Source organism: Sporosarcina sp. 6E9 (assembly GCF_017921835.1).
In the GTDB taxonomy this organism is placed as follows: Bacteria; Bacillota; Bacilli; order Bacillales_A; family Planococcaceae; genus Sporosarcina.
Genome location: NZ_JAGEMN010000002.1, coordinates 258,991 through 274,494 on the forward strand (window position 1 = coordinate 258,991; position 15,504 = coordinate 274,494).

Consider the following 15,504-nt stretch of genomic DNA (forward strand, 5'->3'; position numbering starts at 1 on the left):
AGGTATACAAAGTATATCAAATATAAATATTATACCACCAATAATAGTCATTCAAACAAAAAAATCTAGTCTAACTGTTTGATCAACAGTTAGACTAGACTAGATTCATTTATTTAGTTGCGTACAAGATAATCAAACGCACTCAAAGCAGCTGTTGCACCTGACCCCATAGAAATAATGATTTGTTTGTGGGCACTATCCGAGCAATCTCCTGCCGCAAATACGCCAGGGACATTTGTTGCACCGCGTTTATCGGCAACAATCTCACCGAATTTATTGCGTTCAACTGAGTCGCCTAACCAGTCTGTATTTGGTACAAGACCGATTTGGATAAATATACCCGATATTTCGATATGATGTTCTTCGTTTGTTTCACGGTCAATATACGTCACACCATTCACACTATCCGTACCCGTAATTTCTTTCGTTTGAACATTTTTCAAAACAGTGACGTTTGGCAGGCTGTGAAGACGATCTTGTAGTACAGAATCGGCTTTCAACTCAGACGCAAACTCAAGAACAGTCACATGTTTTACAATTCCAGCAAGGTCAATCGCTGCTTCAATACCAGAGTTACCGCCACCAACGACAGCAATATCTTTGCCTTCAAACAACGGCCCATCACAGTGCGGACAGTATGCGACGCCTTTGTTTCTAAATTCAGCTTCGCCAGGGACGCCAATATCTCTCCAACGTGCACCTGTTGATAGAATAACGGATTTACTCTTTAAAACAGCACCGTTTTCCAATTCGATTTCAATCATGTCATTCTTTTCCAAACGTTTCGCACGCTGTAAGTTCATCACATCGACGTCATACTCTTTCACGTGTTCTTCTAGGTTTGCAGCCAATTTAGGACCTTCCGTGCGATTCACACTGATAAAGTTTTCAATTGTAGCTGTATCTAAAATCTGTCCACCAAAACGATCTGCAACAATTCCTGTACGGATGCCTTTACGTGCTGCATAAATTGCCGCACTTGCACCTGCAGGTCCTCCGCCGACAACGAGGACGTCATATGGTTCTTTATTTTCAAATTCCGAAGCATCTGGCGCACTTCCCATTTTAGCTAGGATTTCTGCCAGTGATATACGACCACCTGAGAATTCTTCGCCATTTAAAAATACTGTTGGAACAGCCATGATCTTTTTACTTTCGACTTCTTCTTTAAATGCCGCCCCATCAATCATCGTATGCGTAATGTTTGGGTTAAGAACACTCATCACGTTAAGTGCTTGGACAACTTCAGGACAGTTTTGACAGCTTAAGCTGATGTATGATTCAAAATGATATTCGCCTTCAAGATTTTTCACTTGGTCGATAAGATTTTGATCGACTTTCGGAGCGCGACCACTTACTTGTAACAAAGCAAGTACTAATGATGTAAATTCATGTCCGAGTGGAATTCCAGCAAAAGTGACGCCGGTATCCTCGCCGATACGGTTTACACTAAAACTTGGTGTTCTTTCTAATTCAGTTTTTTCAACTTTAATGCGTGGTGACATGCTGGATAACTCGTCCATTAATCCGTTCATGACATTCGAAACATTATCAGATCCCGTGCTAACTTTTAGCAGCACATCGTTCTCCATCATTTCAAGATACTGGGCTAATTGTGCTTTTATATCTGGTTCTAACAAGATTTATCATACTCCTTAACTATTCTTCAACATATATATTTCGGCGAGATTGCGCCAGATTTTGAATTCATTTTCCAACTCAAAATCTGAAGCATCCCCCGAAGGGCTTTAAAAAAATAGCGGAGTCACCCCCGCTATTCCAAATTAAATTTTACCTACTAGGTCAAGGCTTGGCTTAAGTGTTGCTGAGCCTTCTTCCCATTTCGCTGGGCAAACCTCGCCTGGATTGTTACGAACATATTGAGCTGCTTTAACTTTTCCTACAAGCGTGCTTGCGTCACGACCGATGCCATCCGCATTGATTTCTGCTGCTTGGATTACACCATCTGGATCAATGATGAACGTACCGCGTTGTGCAAGACCTGATTCTTCATCCAACACATCGAAGTTACGTGAAATTCTTTGTGAAGGGTCACCAATCATGATATAACGAATGCTGCTGATCGCGTCTGAATGGTCGTGCCATGCTTTATGTGTAAAGTGCGTGTCTGTTGAAACAGAATACACTTCTACGCCTAGCTCTTTTAATGTTGCATATTGATTTTGAAGGTCTTCAAGTTCAGTTGGGCAAACGAATGTAAAGTCTGCTGGATAGAAGCAAACAACGCTCCACTGACCTTTCATATTTTCATCTGTAACGTCGATGAACTCCCCGTTACCCGCATTGTAAGCTGAAGCTTTGAATGCTTCTACTGTTTTACCGATTTGTGACATAGATAAATTCCTCCTAAAGATATTTTATTACAGTTAGTTTAGGCTAGATAATCAAAACCTAAACCGAAGTAATAATTAAATTACTACCGCCAAACGATAATAATTCTAATTAAGTACTAATTATCATATAAGTGTTGCTGTTTGTCAACCATAACACTTCGACTCACCGTCGTGGCGCTCACTACAACTAAGAAACCCTTAACCTAATTCTATCCTTACAGCTCAAAAAATAAAGAGTTATGCTTTACAATACATCATTCAATTCTCGTTTGACGTATCAAGTTTCTCAATTAATGAATATTCCGATGAGTTAGATAACCATTAACTGTTAAAAGCAACAAGTACATAAAGTTCTTGTTTTAAATGATTGAGTCACTTAAGCAACATCCTTGGTGATATTTAACAAATAAATCGCATGATAGAAAAGCTTAGTAAGTATACTAACTTAGCAATGTTCTGTCGCTTTTATCCATTCAAAAACACCTCCATAAATGTCCTTTTCCAACGGGACATTTATGGAGGTGTTTAATGTTACCTTAGTATTTACTTCGTTTTATTCGCAATTTCGATGGCACGATTTGTACCTTTGACTGCTTCATCAAGTGCTTTTTGCGGATCTTTCCCTTGATAAAGTTCCTCCAACGCCGTGACAACTTGCTGACGGGATTCCGGAAATACAGAAATCAGTGCGCCTTGGGTCGCAAGTCCCGGCACAGTATCTTGGAGCTGATCAACTGTTACTTTGATTTGAGGTGTTTCATCCCACGCCTTTTTCACACTTTCTTCTTCATAAGCAGCTGGATTGATGGCAAAGTATCCAGTTTCAAGATGCCACTTGGCTTGAATTTCCGGCGTTGTTAAGTATTTCATAAACTCCCAAGCTGCTTCTTGTTCTTTTTCAGCAATCCCTTTAGACATCCAAAGCGATGCCCCACCGATGACTACGCCATTGCGATCAACATCGTCTGCGTATGGAATATAAGCAACCCCTACTTCAAATGGGGAATTTGCAATCATATCTGCAACGCCGGCAGATGAATCCAAATACATCGCCACTTTCTCTGTTGAGAATGCAGCACGAATGTCGTCCCAATTCGTTCCAAAGTTTCCGAACGTCCCCGCTTTATTCATCGTGTCTAAGAAGTTAAAAACTTTCAATCCTTCTTTTCCATTAAAAAGCGCTTCTGTCGCATCGCCCGAACGACCATTGTCTTCGTTCACGTAAAGCCCGCCTTGTGTCGCAACGAGTTGTTCAAAGAACCAGCCATAAGTTAATATTGAAAATCCAGCCATCGTATCTGTCTTTAATTTCGCTGCTGCATCGATTACTTCTTGGAATGTCTCAGGTGCCTTTTTAGGATCAAGTCCCGCTTCTTTAAAAGCATCCTTATTATAAATCATGACAGGTGTTGAGGAGTTAAATGGCATAGAATAAAGCTCACCATCCACTTTATAATAATTTAAAATGTTTTCCTCCAGTTGTGATAAATCATAGTCGTATTTATCGATAAATGTGTTCATTGGCTCGACAAAGCCACTATCAATCATATATTTCGTCCCGACTTCAAAAACTTGTGTTATAGCCGGTGCATCTTTCGTTCCACCAACACTTCGCAACTTCGTTAATGATTCTTCATATGTCCCTTGGAATTCTGCGTTTACCGTATACTTATCCTGCGATTCGTTAAAACCATTCACAATTGAATCCAATGATTCCTGGCCTGAACCAGACATCGCGTGCCAAAATTCAATTTCAACTTTACCATCATCACTTTTCTCATCGTCAGTTGCATCTGTGTCCGGTTTCTCCTCTTCTTTTGAACTATCACTATTAGTACAAGCAGCAAGAGCAACTAAACTAAACATTAAGAGTAACAATAGAGAAAACCTCAATATTTTCTTCATTCTTCCGACACCCCTTAGTAGTTTTTTTACTTTAATGCACCTTGCGAAAGACCCTTTTGCAACTGCTTCTGCCCAATAAAAAGCAATAGCAGCGTTGGAATAATAACAACGATAACCCCGGCCATGACCACCCCCCAATCTGTTGCAGTTTCTTGTGATTGCAACTGTTTCAAGCCAATTTGAACCGTTCGGACAGAACTATTCGTCGTGATGAGTAGTGGCCATAGGTACATATTCCAAGTTGTTAAGAAACCATAAGCGCCCAATGTAACAAGGCTTGTTTTGGAAACTGGCAAAATGACGCGCCAGAAAAAAGCAAACCTACTTAATCCCGCGATTCTCGAAGCTTCGTGTAACTCATTCGGAATCGTTTTAAAATGTTGGCGCAAAAGAAAAGTTCCAAATGCAAGGGCGAAAAACGGAAACGTAAGTCCCTGATACGTATTGAGCCAATCCAACTTTTGAATAATAAAGAAGTTCGGAATCATCGTCGCTTCCCATGGAATCATCATTGTTGATATGAATAAATAGAACACAAAGTTGCTTCCCCTAAATGGAAGAAAAACGAAAGCATAAGCGGCTAGACTACAAACAATGAGCTGACCTACCATTACCCCCCCTGAAACGATGAAGCTATTCAATAAATACTTCATTAAAGGTAAGCGATCAAACACTTTAATATAGTTATCTAATCGGAGTGCACTCGGTAAGAAATTGCCTTGCATAACTTCTGATCCTGTCATAAAGGAAATCAGGAAAGCGTACAGAACCGGAAAAAACACGAAAAACGAAGTCGTTATTAAAAGAAAGTACAATCCTATCTTTTTCAGTCGACTCATTGTCATTGATAATGCACCTTCTTTTCTCCTAATTTAAATTGTAGAATTGTTACAATTAAAATGACAATGAAGAGAAAGACCGCCTGGGCACTTGCCGTACCAAATTGATAGTTAATAAACGCCTCACGATAAATAGAGTAAACAATTAAGTTCGTCGATTGAGACGGTCCACCTTTCGTTAAAATATCAATTTGACCAAAAGATTGAAATGCATTAATGAGCGAAATCGTAATAATAAAGAACAGCGTTGGCGACAGCATCGGAATCGTGATTCTCCGTAGTCTGTGAAAATAACCCGCACCGTCAATACGCGCACTCTCATAAAGATGCTCGTCGATATTTTGTAAACCGCCAAGCAATATTAAAAAGGAAAAGCCAATATTCATCCACACAGTAGACATCGAAACAGATAGTAAAGCCCATTCCGGATCAAGTAACCACTGAACTTGAGGTAAATTTACGATGCTTAACAATCGGTTAAACATCCCAACGCTCGGATGAAATAGAAAAAGCCAGATAACCGATGAGGCCGCGACAGATATACCCATAGTCGATGAATAAATTGTCCGGAAAAAGCCGATTCCCCGCAACTTTTCATTCGCCATTAGCGCTAATGACAGTGCAATGATAATGCCAATGGGTACTGTATATAAAACAAACAGCACCGTTGCCTTCATACTATTTAAAAACTCTGAGGACTGGAGTAAATAACTATAGTTTTCAAAGCCAACGTTTAAAGCCGCATTTCCAGTCTGATCAGTTAAGTAGAAACTTAAATAAATCGTTCGAAACATCGGATAAAAGACGAAGACTGAAAATAAGATAACAGAAGGCAATAAATAAAGTATCGCGGTTCTACCATTAATTGTTCTTCTCCATAGTCCGACTTTTGGAATCATAAAAGCACCTCTTTATGTAATACAAAACTACCTATATTTGTCGGCTTTTTAATCAACTGTTCCGTATCACCACTGAAGATGCAAAGCGATGCGAAATCAAGTTCAAGCGGAACCGTGTCACCTATTTCAATATGCCATTGACCACTCCACTTCACCAACCACTCAGCGTTATTAATCATGAAAGAAAAGATGGTTTCATTCCCCAAAACTTCAACATTCGTTACGTTCACATAAATCCTTTGCGCCTCTACTGTTTCTTTTTTCGCAATACGTAAATGTTCTGGACGAATTCCTACAATCAGTGAGTGATCCGCCAAATCTATGCGCTCGATTGTCGGAACCGGCAAACGAATCGTTTCTCCAATGACCAACTCAGATGTCTCCTGGTCAATTCTCGCATCTGCTAGATTCATAGCGGGTGCTCCGATAAATGTCGCAACGAATGGGTTGGCCGGATTATTATATATGTCGATGGGTTTTCCAATTTGCTGGATTTTACCTTCATGTAAAATCATAATCCGATCTCCCATTGTCATTGCCTCGACTTGATCATGGGTTACGTAAATCATCGTAATATTAAGCTCTCGCTGGATACGTCTGATTTCTGAGCGCATCTGCGTGCGCAATTTCGCGTCTAAGTTAGAAAGCGGTTCATCCATTAAACAAATAGGCGCTTCACTAACAATGGCCCTAGCTAATGCAACACGCTGTCGCTGCCCACCCGATAATTCTCTAGGCTTTCTTTTTAAGAAATCAGATAAACCAAGCATGGCCGCAACATCTTTCACACGTTGCTGTTGAACATTCTTTTTTATCTTTTTAACATTGAGTCCAAAGGCGATATTTTGCTCAACCGTCAAATGCGGATAGAGGGCATAGTTTTGAAAGACCATGGACAGTTCACGTTTACTCGGTGGAAAATGATTGGCTATGTCGTCACCAATTTTAAGTGTTCCACTCGTGATTTCTTCCAATCCTGCAATCATCCGGAGCATCGTACTCTTACCGCATCCCGATGGTCCGACAAGAACAAAAAACTCGCCAGGTTCAATCGTGACGTTAATATTCGAAATGACATTAACCTGTTTATCATAGGATTTCGATAGATCAATCAATTCTACTCTCTTCATCTTTCACACTCCTCTTCTAGTTGCAATTTTTCCATATTTTATAATACTCTGTTAAACTTGTTCGTGAACGAGCCCGCAATTCCCTTCTATTTATGAAATTTTACAATTACTTAACATTTAACATTACTATTTATGAAGGAAGGAGATTTAGATGATAAAAAAGTTTATTTTAATTACGCTCATATTTATACTAGGAGGTTGTTCAATGAAAACTGTAGAACGGGCATCCCTTCCTGGAAATGATTTTCTTATCATCGCTCATCGCGGCGCATCTGCTTACGCGCCGGATCACACATTTCCATCTTATGAACTTGCGGTAGCAATGGGCGCAGACTACATTGAAATTGATTTACACATGACAAGAGATAGACAACTCGTCGCTTTTCATGACAGATCAATCATCTTAGAAGGAGAAGAACATGCAATTGCCAACTTAACACTCAAGGAACTTCAAAACTTTTTACCTGGTAGAATTTTTAATGAGCAGCTACCCGTCATGGCATCGAAATCCTTCGAATCACTATTCGTACCCACACTCGAAGATATTTTCTTACATTTTAAAGATCAAGTGAATTACTATATTGAAATTAAATCGCCAACAGCTACACCTGGTATTGAAAAAGAACTTATTCATCAACTTGAGTCATATCAGTTACTAAATAGATCTGATCGGTTTCCGAAAGTAATTATTCAATCTTACAATGCGGATAGCCTAAAAAAAGTGTTTGAATTAGCACCATCGATCCCTCTCGTTAAACTTTATAGTCAAGATACAACTTCTATTTCCAAAGGCGAAATTCGCGACTTAGAAAAGTATGCATCAGGGGTCGGGGTAAATCATAGCCTAGTTACGATTGACTTTGTCAACCGATTACATGATAAAGGGCTCGCAATTCACCCGTTCGTCGTAAACGACGCAGACGATATTCAAGCACTTTTGAATATGGGCGCTGATGGTATATTCACCGATAAACCGGATATTGCTGCGAAAGTGAAAAGAAGTCATCTTCGTGAACCTACCAAACCATAATGACTTTATCATTATTAGTAGACAGATTATTTAAAAATATTGCTGATTTACACTCACTTGGATATGATTGTTAAAAGGGGAGGAGAATACCAATGACTAGTGATAATGAAGGTTTATTTAATAGAGATAATCAAATTGATTTAAAGACGAAAATGGATAGAAAAGATGGAGAACCTACTCCAGCTTTCAAAGGAGCTTCTTTGGCAGCATTGCTAATAGGCGTCTCAGCTTATCTCATCGGTTTGTTCAATGCAGCGATGGAACTGAATGAAAAAGGGTATTATTTTGCGATTCTAATATTCGGACTCTATGCATCTGTATCTTTACAAAAAGCGGTCAGAGACAAAGATGAAGGTATACCCGTTACGAATATTTACTATGGTATTAGCTGGTTTGCACTAATGATAGCAATTTTATTAATGGGCATCGGTTTATACAACGCGGGCAGTATTAGTTTAAGCGAAAAAGGATTTTACGGCATGGCTTATGTTCTAAGTATATTTGCTGCGATAACAGTTCAGAAGAATGTTAGAGATACCCAGATAGCTAGAGACAGAGATTAAGTTGCGATTAAGTTGCTTCTTTTCTCGTTAAACAATATATATCCCCTTATAAATCTATACAGGGGTATAGATTTAGGCTTCCCCGTATATCGGGTTTATACAATTATCCAATCAGACACTATTAACACATAGTGAATAATTGATACCGAAAAATGTTTTATATTATAGAATTATAACGTATAGTATGAAGATATTTATTTTTAAAAAGGAGGAAGGCATGGGAATAGCCCTTATTGTATCAATGATTTTCGTGGTCATTGTTTTAGCTATCGGAGTTATTTTGACAATATCCGCTGCTAATTCTATGAATAAAAATTACAGTAGTGAAAAAAGCCTTTCTAATATGCTGTGGATTTATGTTTTATCAATCCCATTTATTGTTATAGTGACACTTATAGCTATATTTATATTTTACTAACAACAGAGGCCGGTTCCGAACCAGTGAAAAAGCACATGTTTTTATCGAGTCTTAGGGGAAAAACACTGTGACCAAAGTCAAATTGCTGTTTGCCATCTGACAAACAATTAATCACTTTTTCTGGTCCAATAACCCAACCAATGCGTAATCCGAAAGAATTAATGTATACAACATTTTCATTATCGTCCATTGAATGACGTCAAATTATTAGGATCATCCTTTATTATGGGAATACCGTACTTTGACGATAATTCCAATATTCTCTTACGACGTTCCAAAGACATTTTTGTGCCAGTAGGATTTTGATAGACAGGACAGAAAAAGCGACACTCCCGCGGGAAAGCGATAAAGCCCAGACCCTGGACTGAGCGCAGCGTGGGAAGGGAGCTGTTCTGGCGGTTTTTGATTCTTTTGGACAGCCCCTAACTATTTATTTCAATGCATTCCAAAAGCCTGTGCCAATAACTCTATTCCTTCGATTCGATTATCAGCCCCGAAGAAATTAGGAATAATCGTAACCTCATCTGCCTCATACAACTCAGCTACCCGTTTAATTTCCTCACCGACCTGCTCCGCGTCTCCAATAATCATACGCTTTCGGTTTTTTATGACTGTTTCTTTTTCAACAGAACTAAATCCCCGTTTTATTGCGGTTTGCACGGATGGATAATAAGGTGGTGGGTTGTCAGATTCAACAAATAATAACCATAAGTCAAATGCCTTTGCGAGTTCCTCTGCTTTTTCAGCTGTTTCCGCGACAATCGCAAAAACTGCAATCATGACTCTTGGTTTATCCAGTACTAATGAAGGCTCAAAATGTTTTCGGTAAAGGGCTACGGCATCTAAACCTTCCGAAGATGGTTTAGCGAAATGCGCAAATGCATACGCAGTCCCATTAGCAGCAGCAATTTTAGCGCTGCCCGTACCAGTTCCCAACATCCACATTTCAGGCACAGTCTCTATGACCGGCGTCGCAATCAAGCGATTGAATCGGTGATCTTCCGAAGTACCATCAGTTAAAAATTTATAGACATCCTGTACTTGCTGTTCATAGGATAATTGTTTTCCCTTTGTTTCATTTAACGCGCGATTCACGATTCGGTAGCTAGGTGATCTACCTATTCCAAGGTCAATTCGATTCGGGTGAAGCGCTTCAAGCGTGCGAAAGTTTTCCGCCACTTTATAAGGACTGTAATGTGGAAGCATGACGCCGCCAGAACCAATTCGTATGCGCTTCGTCGATGCAGCTAAATGCATCATCAGCATCTCCGGGCTACTGCCTGCGACAGATAATACATGATGATGTTCTGCTACCCAAAATCGATGGTAACCCAGTTCTTCCGCACGCTTCACCAATTCTGTTGTTTCCAGTAACGCTTGCCGCGCATTCGATCCCTCATCTATTGGTGAATAATCAAGTATATTTAATAATGTAGCCAATATGATAACTCCTTATAAAATGATCGTTGCATGATACTTATTCACCAGTTTTAGCGAAGCGTTCAATCCTAGATCCAATTTCATCGCGAACACGTTCGAAGAATGCCCACTTTTCCTCATCCGTTCCTTCTGCTTTGGCAGGGTCATCAAAGCCCCAATGAGCACGTTTGACATGAGGTGGTGTCATCGGGCACTTATCCGCTGCATCTCCACATAACGTTACAACAAAATCAGCATGATTCAAGATTTCAGTATCAATAATATCCGAAGTTTGATCCGTAATATCGACTCCAGCCTCCTCCATTACTTTCACAGCACTTGGATTAACGCCATGCGCTTCAATTCCTGCACTGTAAACTTCCCATTCTTCACCAAGATATTTTTTGCCCCAACCTTCAGCCATTTGGCTACGACATGAGTTACCCGTACATAAGAAATATAATGTTTTTTTCGACATATTGAAAAGCTCCTTTTAAGTGTTTTTATCAGCTAGAATAATTCCACCTTAGTGTAGGAAGGTAAGCCATACATAAAGTCCGATGAGCGTGATCAAGAGTGTAGGAATTGTTAAGATGATGCCGACTTTAAAATAGGTTCCCCACGATATTTTTACACCTTTTTGAGACAAAACATGCAACCATAATAACGTCGCTAAAGATCCTATTGGCGTGATTTTCGGCCCTAAATCTGATCCAATGACATTCGCATATATCAAAGCTTCGCGAATCGGTTCTGTTGTATTCGTTTCTGATATTGCAAGGGCGTTAATCATTACAGTCGGCATATTATTCATAATGGATGATAATAGCGCCGCAATAAAGCCCATTGAAATCGTTGCAACAAAAAGTCCTTGATTGGCCGCCATTTGAATCACATCTGCCAAGACACTTGTCAACCCTGCATTACGGAGTCCATAAACGACCACGTACATCCCAATTGAAAAGAATACAATTGCCCATGGTGCCCCTTTAAGTACTTGCTTCGTGTGGACGGCAGGACTTCTTTGTGCCATAAGCATAAAGAATATGGCTGTAATTCCAGCAATAATAGAAACCGGCAATCCTGTGAATCCACTCGTGAAATACCCTACGAGTAATATACTTAAAATCACCCATGCCAGGCGAAACAACTTGATGTCTTTAATCGCATCCTTGGGTTCTTTTAAATCTGAGACTTCATAGTTTTTGGGAATACTCTTACGGAAAAATAGCAACAATACTAAAATACTTGCGACTAGCGCAAACAAATTCGGTACAATCATCCTAGAGGCATACTCAACAAATCCTATGCCAAAAAAGTCTGCCGACACAATATTAACCAAGTTACTTACGACTAATGGTAACGAAGTGGTATCTGCTATAAATCCACTGGCAATAATAAATGGAAAAATCATCTTCTCATTGAAATTCAAATTTCGTACCATGGCCAACACAATCGGTGTCAGTATGAGTGCAGCACCATCGTTAGCAAATAAAGCCGCTACGATAGCCCCTAAAAGACTGACGTAAACAAACATGCGTAGTCCGCTACCTTTAGCCAATCTCGCCATATGTAGCGCAGACCACTCGAAGAACCCAATTTCATCTAAGATGAGTGAAATAATTATAATAGCAATAAAAGCCAGTGTAGCATTCCAGACAATCCCTGTAACATCGATCACGTCTTGAAAATTAACGACGCCTACTAATAAAGCGACCACCGCACCAATACAAGCCGACCAACCAATCGATAAATTTTTAGGTTGCCAAATAACAAAAATAAGCGTAACAATGAAAATCAATGATGCGGTAATAACTGAAACCAAAATTCCTTCTCCTCCTTATTGACAACAAACACGAAGTCCTTGTGCCTCCAGTTCAGTGATTGACTCATTCTGCTCTGGAAGATGCTCAAGGATACTTTTAATGAATGGATAGTCTCCATGATTTTCATTTATCGAGAAGAAAATCCATTGCCCTCTGCGTTCTTCTTTTACTAATTCAATATCTCTAAGTTTACGTAAGTGCTGACTGATTGCCGGCTGACTCATCTTAAAAATTTCAACAAATTCACATACACAACATTCATGTGACTTGAGTAACTTCATCATTGTCAATCGCGTAGGATCGCCAAGCAACTTTAATAGTTGTGAGGCCCGTTGCAAATCAATTGTTGTTTTAATCATAAATGATCCCTCCATTCCTCCATCATCATATAACCATATGCTTATATACACAAGTGGAATTAACTTTCCTATCCTCCAATCATTTTATTGATCACTTATCAAAACTTTTTAAGTACCTAGTCCGTCAAATAATTAGTACATGTTCGCGACATGTTGAAATTTAGAAAAGGTGAATAGTTTGTCATGACAAAAAAAGAAAAATTTAAACTCGTAGAAAAATTTATTCTTGAAAATCGGGAAGCGCATTATCGCCTAGCATACAGCTACGTTAGAAATAAAGACACCGCGCTCGACATTGTACAAGAGTCTATATTAAAAGCGCTCAACTCTATTGATCGTCTTGACGAAATCGCTTATATGAAAACGTGGTTTTATCGAATCATCGTCAACACATCCATTGATTTTATTCGAAAACATCAACGAGTCACGGTAATGGATGATGAGATTCTAAGTGTGCATTTGCCACAGTTAGAAGATGAAATGACCGATATGGATTTGCAAGACGCGATTGACCAACTACCTTCAACAGATAAAACACTTATTATTCTTCGTTTTTTTGAGGATTTAAAAATTGAAGAAATAGCTGCGATAACTGATGAGAATATCAATACGACTAAAACAAGGTTGTATAGGGCCTTAAAAAGACTACGCATTGAAGTTGGAGAGGATTTTAGATTATGAAAAAGTTGAACAAGTTAAAAAAAGATTATGAAGCGATAGAAATTCCGTCAGAGTTGGAAGACGTCGTAAAGGATTCAATTCGACAGGCAACAGCAACTAAGAAAAAACGTCCCTTCCTAAAACAATGGTCGATTGGCGCCGCTGCGGCAGCTGCATTGTTTATCGGTAGCATCAACATGAGCCCAGCTATGGCACAATCGATGGTGAATATTCCCGTATTAGGCGCCATTGTAGAAGTTTTGACTGTTCAAAAGTTGACCTTGGATGAAAAGACATATCAAGCCGATCTTGCCACCCCAGCAATTGAGGGTCTGGAGAATGAAGAACTACAAGCTTCATTAAATGAAAAGTATATTGAAGAAAACAAAACCCAATTCGAGCAATTCGAAGAAGAAGTTGATGAAATGAAAAAAGCAGGAGGCGGTCACCTTGGAATTGATACCGGCTACGAAGTCATGACAGAAACCGACCGTATTCTATCGATTGCACGTTTCAAGGTAAATACCGCGGGCTCCTCTTCAACAACTATGAAGTACGACACAATCGATAAACAGGAAAATATATTAATCACATTACCAATTCTATTCAAAGATGATCAATATATCGATGTCATTAGTTCATATATAGTAGGTGAAATGAAACGGCAGATGGCGGAAGATGAAGAGGTTTCTTATTTCTTAGATGATCCTTTTACAGATAACTTCGAAGGCATTAAATCCTATCAAAACTTCTATATTACTTCGAATCATAAGCTAGTGATTTCATTCGACAAATATGAAGTGGCGCCTGGTAGCATGGGGGTTGTAACGTTCGAGATCCCGTCGGAAATCCTAAGTGATTTATTGGTAAGTAACACCTATATAAAATAATTTCATTACAATCCAAGTAGCAAACATAGTCATATGTCTGCTACTTCTACATAAGTAACATCCAAAATTACAGCAGGAGGATTTTATAATCATGAAAGTACGACAAAATATGAATCCCAAAAGAAGAATAAAATTAAAAGTAAAAGTTTTGATTGTTATATTGGTGGCGCTAATCCCTGCTTTTTTTACTGGTTTTGTTGTAGGGAAATCATATGCCGCCAATGAAAAAAATAGCCAGCAAGGTGTCATTGAAAAAGTAAAGCCTTCTATTAGCGAAGACAAAGAACGAGAAAATGTAAAGGAAGAACCTATAGAGCATCCAGGTTCTGAAGAAAACAAAAGCACCCAAGAAGATTCGACAGACGAGGTAGAAGTCCCCGTCAACCAAGAGAAGGAAAAAACTGAAACACTAGCAGAAAAGGAAGAAGAGCCCTTAGAAAAAGTCGTCTACTTAACTTTTGACGATGGCCCTAGTTTACTAACAGACCAATTTCTAGATGTATTAGACGAGCATGGTGTCAAAGCAACCTTTTTCATGCAAGGCAGTAACTTGAAAAAAGAGCATCTACAAGATAGCGTCAAGCGCGCAACAAAAGAAGGACATTATATCGGTGGCCATAGCATGACGCATGAATTCAATACATTATATAAGGAGTATCAGTTTGTACCTGAGATGAATGAAACATTAGCACTCATTCATGAGATTACAGGTACGAACCCAAATTTAGTTCGCCCACCTTATGGTTCTGCACCAGGATTGAAAAGCGAACAGATTCGCAACCAAATTGTAGACGCAGGCATGTATGTTTGGGATTGGACCATCGATTCGAGTGACTGGGCGTTAAAAGATAATCCAGCCCAAATTACAGAGAACATTAAAAAAGGAACAAATGCTGACACAGAAGTTGTGTTGATGCACGAAAAGCCACAAACCTTGGCAGCACTGCCGGAAATCATTAAGTTTTACAAAAAACAAGGCTATAAGTTCGTCGTCTACGATGAAGCCAATCATTTCTACCTAAACTTTCAGAATGATAAACGAATGTAAGTTTCTTGAATAGCTATCTAAAAAATCCACCCCTCACTGAACTGCGCCCTAAATTTCGGACAGTTTAATAAAAGACCGGCTGCTTTTTAGGCAGCTATAAGATGGCTTCGATATTCAATCGGAGTCATCTTTTTTAGATTCCATTGTCTTCTTGATTCGTTGTA

The 15,504-nt window shown here is 39.2% G+C and carries 16 protein-coding genes and 1 pseudogene; 6 read left to right on the forward strand and 11 right to left on the reverse strand.

Annotated elements, in window-relative coordinates:
- Positions 1-113: 113 nt before the first annotated feature.
- The 6 genes from ahpF to J4G36_RS12915 form a co-directional block, all read right to left on the reverse strand.
- The gene (ahpF, locus tag J4G36_RS12890) at positions 114-1,643 is read right to left on the reverse strand and encodes an alkyl hydroperoxide reductase subunit F (RefSeq protein ID WP_210470832.1); all 1,530 of its coding nucleotides are present in this window, start codon (positions 1,641-1,643) and stop codon (positions 114-116) included.
- A gap of 141 nt (positions 1,644-1,784) precedes the next feature.
- The gene (gene ahpC, locus J4G36_RS12895) at positions 1,785-2,354 is read right to left on the reverse strand and encodes an alkyl hydroperoxide reductase subunit C (protein ID WP_210470800.1); all 570 of its coding nucleotides are present in this window, start codon (positions 2,352-2,354) and stop codon (positions 1,785-1,787) included.
- A 543-nt stretch (positions 2,355-2,897) separates the two neighbouring features.
- Positions 2,898-4,259 carry an ABC transporter substrate-binding protein gene (locus J4G36_RS12900; protein WP_210470801.1) on the reverse strand — a complete coding sequence of 454 codons (1,362 nt, stop codon included), beginning with the start codon at positions 4,257-4,259 and terminating at the stop codon, positions 2,898-2,900.
- A 26-nt stretch (positions 4,260-4,285) separates the two neighbouring features.
- Complete coding sequence (locus J4G36_RS12905; RefSeq protein WP_210470802.1) at positions 4,286-5,098, reverse strand: carbohydrate ABC transporter permease; 813 nt, start codon at positions 5,096-5,098, stop codon at positions 4,286-4,288.
- Positions 5,099-5,100: 2 nt separating this feature from the next.
- On the reverse strand, positions 5,101-5,997 hold the full coding sequence (locus J4G36_RS12910) for a carbohydrate ABC transporter permease (protein WP_210470803.1): 897 nt from the start codon (positions 5,995-5,997) through the stop codon (positions 5,101-5,103).
- Positions 5,994-7,127, reverse strand: coding sequence for an ABC transporter ATP-binding protein (locus J4G36_RS12915; protein ID WP_210470804.1), 1,134 nt, complete (start codon positions 7,125-7,127; stop codon positions 5,994-5,996). The genes J4G36_RS12910 and J4G36_RS12915 overlap by 4 nt, the downstream gene beginning before the upstream one ends.
- Positions 7,128-7,332: 205 nt before the next feature.
- Between J4G36_RS12915 and J4G36_RS12920 the strand changes: the two genes are divergently transcribed.
- The 3 genes from J4G36_RS12920 to J4G36_RS12930 all read left to right on the forward strand — a co-directional run bounded on the left by J4G36_RS12920 (position 7,333) and on the right by J4G36_RS12930 (position 9,138).
- The gene (locus J4G36_RS12920) at positions 7,333-8,157 is read left to right on the forward strand and encodes a glycerophosphodiester phosphodiesterase family protein (RefSeq protein WP_246880603.1); all 825 of its coding nucleotides are present in this window, start codon (positions 7,333-7,335) and stop codon (positions 8,155-8,157) included.
- 92 nt (positions 8,158-8,249) lie between these two features.
- Entirely contained in the window at positions 8,250-8,720 is a 471-nt protein-coding gene (gene yiaA / locus J4G36_RS12925; protein ID WP_210470805.1) for an inner membrane protein YiaA, read from the forward strand.
- A gap of 184 nt (positions 8,721-8,904) precedes the next feature.
- Positions 8,905-9,138: a hypothetical protein gene (locus J4G36_RS12930; RefSeq protein ID WP_210470806.1), complete on the forward strand. Its 234-nt coding sequence runs from the start codon at positions 8,905-8,907 to the stop codon at positions 9,136-9,138.
- 58 nt (positions 9,139-9,196) lie between these two features.
- On the opposite strand, the pseudogene J4G36_RS12935 reads toward J4G36_RS12930, so the two are convergent.
- The 5 genes and pseudogenes from J4G36_RS12935 to J4G36_RS12955 all read right to left on the reverse strand — a co-directional run.
- A pseudogene (locus J4G36_RS12935) lies at positions 9,197-9,461 on the reverse strand (PLP-dependent aminotransferase family protein); the annotation flags it as partial.
- Between the two features lie 112 nt (positions 9,462-9,573).
- Positions 9,574-10,578 carry an LLM class flavin-dependent oxidoreductase gene (locus J4G36_RS12940; protein WP_210470807.1) on the reverse strand — a complete coding sequence of 335 codons (1,005 nt, stop codon included), beginning with the start codon at positions 10,576-10,578 and terminating at the stop codon, positions 9,574-9,576.
- A 37-nt stretch (positions 10,579-10,615) separates the two neighbouring features.
- Positions 10,616-11,035 (reverse strand): arsenate reductase (thioredoxin), encoded by a 420-nt coding sequence (arsC, locus tag J4G36_RS12945; RefSeq protein ID WP_210470808.1) that lies wholly within the window; start codon positions 11,033-11,035, stop codon positions 10,616-10,618.
- 48 nt (positions 11,036-11,083) lie between these two features.
- A complete protein-coding gene (locus J4G36_RS12950) occupies positions 11,084-12,382 on the reverse strand; it encodes an arsenic transporter (protein ID WP_210470809.1) in 1,299 nt (432 codons plus the stop codon).
- Positions 12,383-12,397: 15 nt separating this feature from the next.
- Positions 12,398-12,742, reverse strand: a complete 345-nt coding sequence (locus tag J4G36_RS12955) for an ArsR/SmtB family transcription factor (protein ID WP_210470810.1) — start codon at positions 12,740-12,742, stop codon at positions 12,398-12,400.
- A 183-nt stretch (positions 12,743-12,925) separates the two neighbouring features.
- Between J4G36_RS12955 and J4G36_RS12960 the strand changes: the two genes are divergently transcribed.
- From J4G36_RS12960 to J4G36_RS12970, 3 genes are all read left to right on the forward strand, one after another.
- On the forward strand, positions 12,926-13,423 hold the full coding sequence (locus J4G36_RS12960; protein WP_210470811.1) for an RNA polymerase sigma factor SigV: 498 nt from the start codon (positions 12,926-12,928) through the stop codon (positions 13,421-13,423).
- Entirely contained in the window at positions 13,420-14,292 is an 873-nt protein-coding gene (gene rsiV / locus J4G36_RS12965) for an anti-sigma-V factor RsiV (protein ID WP_210470812.1), read from the forward strand. The genes J4G36_RS12960 and rsiV overlap by 4 nt, the downstream gene beginning before the upstream one ends.
- Positions 14,293-14,383: 91 nt before the next feature.
- Positions 14,384-15,340, forward strand: a complete 957-nt coding sequence (locus tag J4G36_RS12970) for a polysaccharide deacetylase family protein (RefSeq protein ID WP_483315901.1) — start codon at positions 14,384-14,386, stop codon at positions 15,338-15,340.
- The last annotated feature ends 164 nt before the right edge of the window (positions 15,341-15,504 follow it).

Bases quoted from the DNA above. Each gene is read 5' to 3' on its own strand.
- ahpC (WP_210470800.1), bottom strand. From the start codon at position 2,354: ATGTCACAAATCGGTAAAACAGTAGAAGCATTCAAAGCTTCAGCTTAC.
- J4G36_RS12900 (WP_210470801.1), bottom strand. From the start codon at position 4,259: ATGAAGAAAATATTGAGGTTTTCTCTATTGTTACTCTTAATGTTTAGT.
- J4G36_RS12905 (WP_210470802.1), bottom strand. From the start codon at position 5,098: ATGAGTCGACTGAAAAAGATAGGATTGTACTTTCTTTTAATAACGACT.
- J4G36_RS12910 (WP_210470803.1), bottom strand. From the start codon at position 5,997: ATGATTCCAAAAGTCGGACTATGGAGAAGAACAATTAATGGTAGAACC.
- J4G36_RS12915 (WP_210470804.1), bottom strand. From the start codon at position 7,127: ATGAAGAGAGTAGAATTGATTGATCTATCGAAATCCTATGATAAACAG.
- J4G36_RS12920 (WP_246880603.1), top strand. From the start codon at position 7,333: ATGAAAACTGTAGAACGGGCATCCCTTCCTGGAAATGATTTTCTTATC.
- yiaA (WP_210470805.1), top strand. From the start codon at position 8,250: ATGACTAGTGATAATGAAGGTTTATTTAATAGAGATAATCAAATTGAT.
- J4G36_RS12930 (WP_210470806.1), top strand. From the start codon at position 8,905: ATGAAGATATTTATTTTTAAAAAGGAGGAAGGCATGGGAATAGCCCTT.
- arsC (WP_210470808.1), bottom strand. From the start codon at position 11,035: ATGTCGAAAAAAACATTATATTTCTTATGTACGGGTAACTCATGTCGT.
- J4G36_RS12955 (WP_210470810.1), bottom strand. From the start codon at position 12,742: ATGATTAAAACAACAATTGATTTGCAACGGGCCTCACAACTATTAAAG.
- J4G36_RS12960 (WP_210470811.1), top strand. From the start codon at position 12,926: ATGACAAAAAAAGAAAAATTTAAACTCGTAGAAAAATTTATTCTTGAA.
- rsiV (WP_210470812.1), top strand. From the start codon at position 13,420: ATGAAAAAGTTGAACAAGTTAAAAAAAGATTATGAAGCGATAGAAATT.
- J4G36_RS12970 (WP_483315901.1), top strand. From the start codon at position 14,384: ATGAAAGTACGACAAAATATGAATCCCAAAAGAAGAATAAAATTAAAA.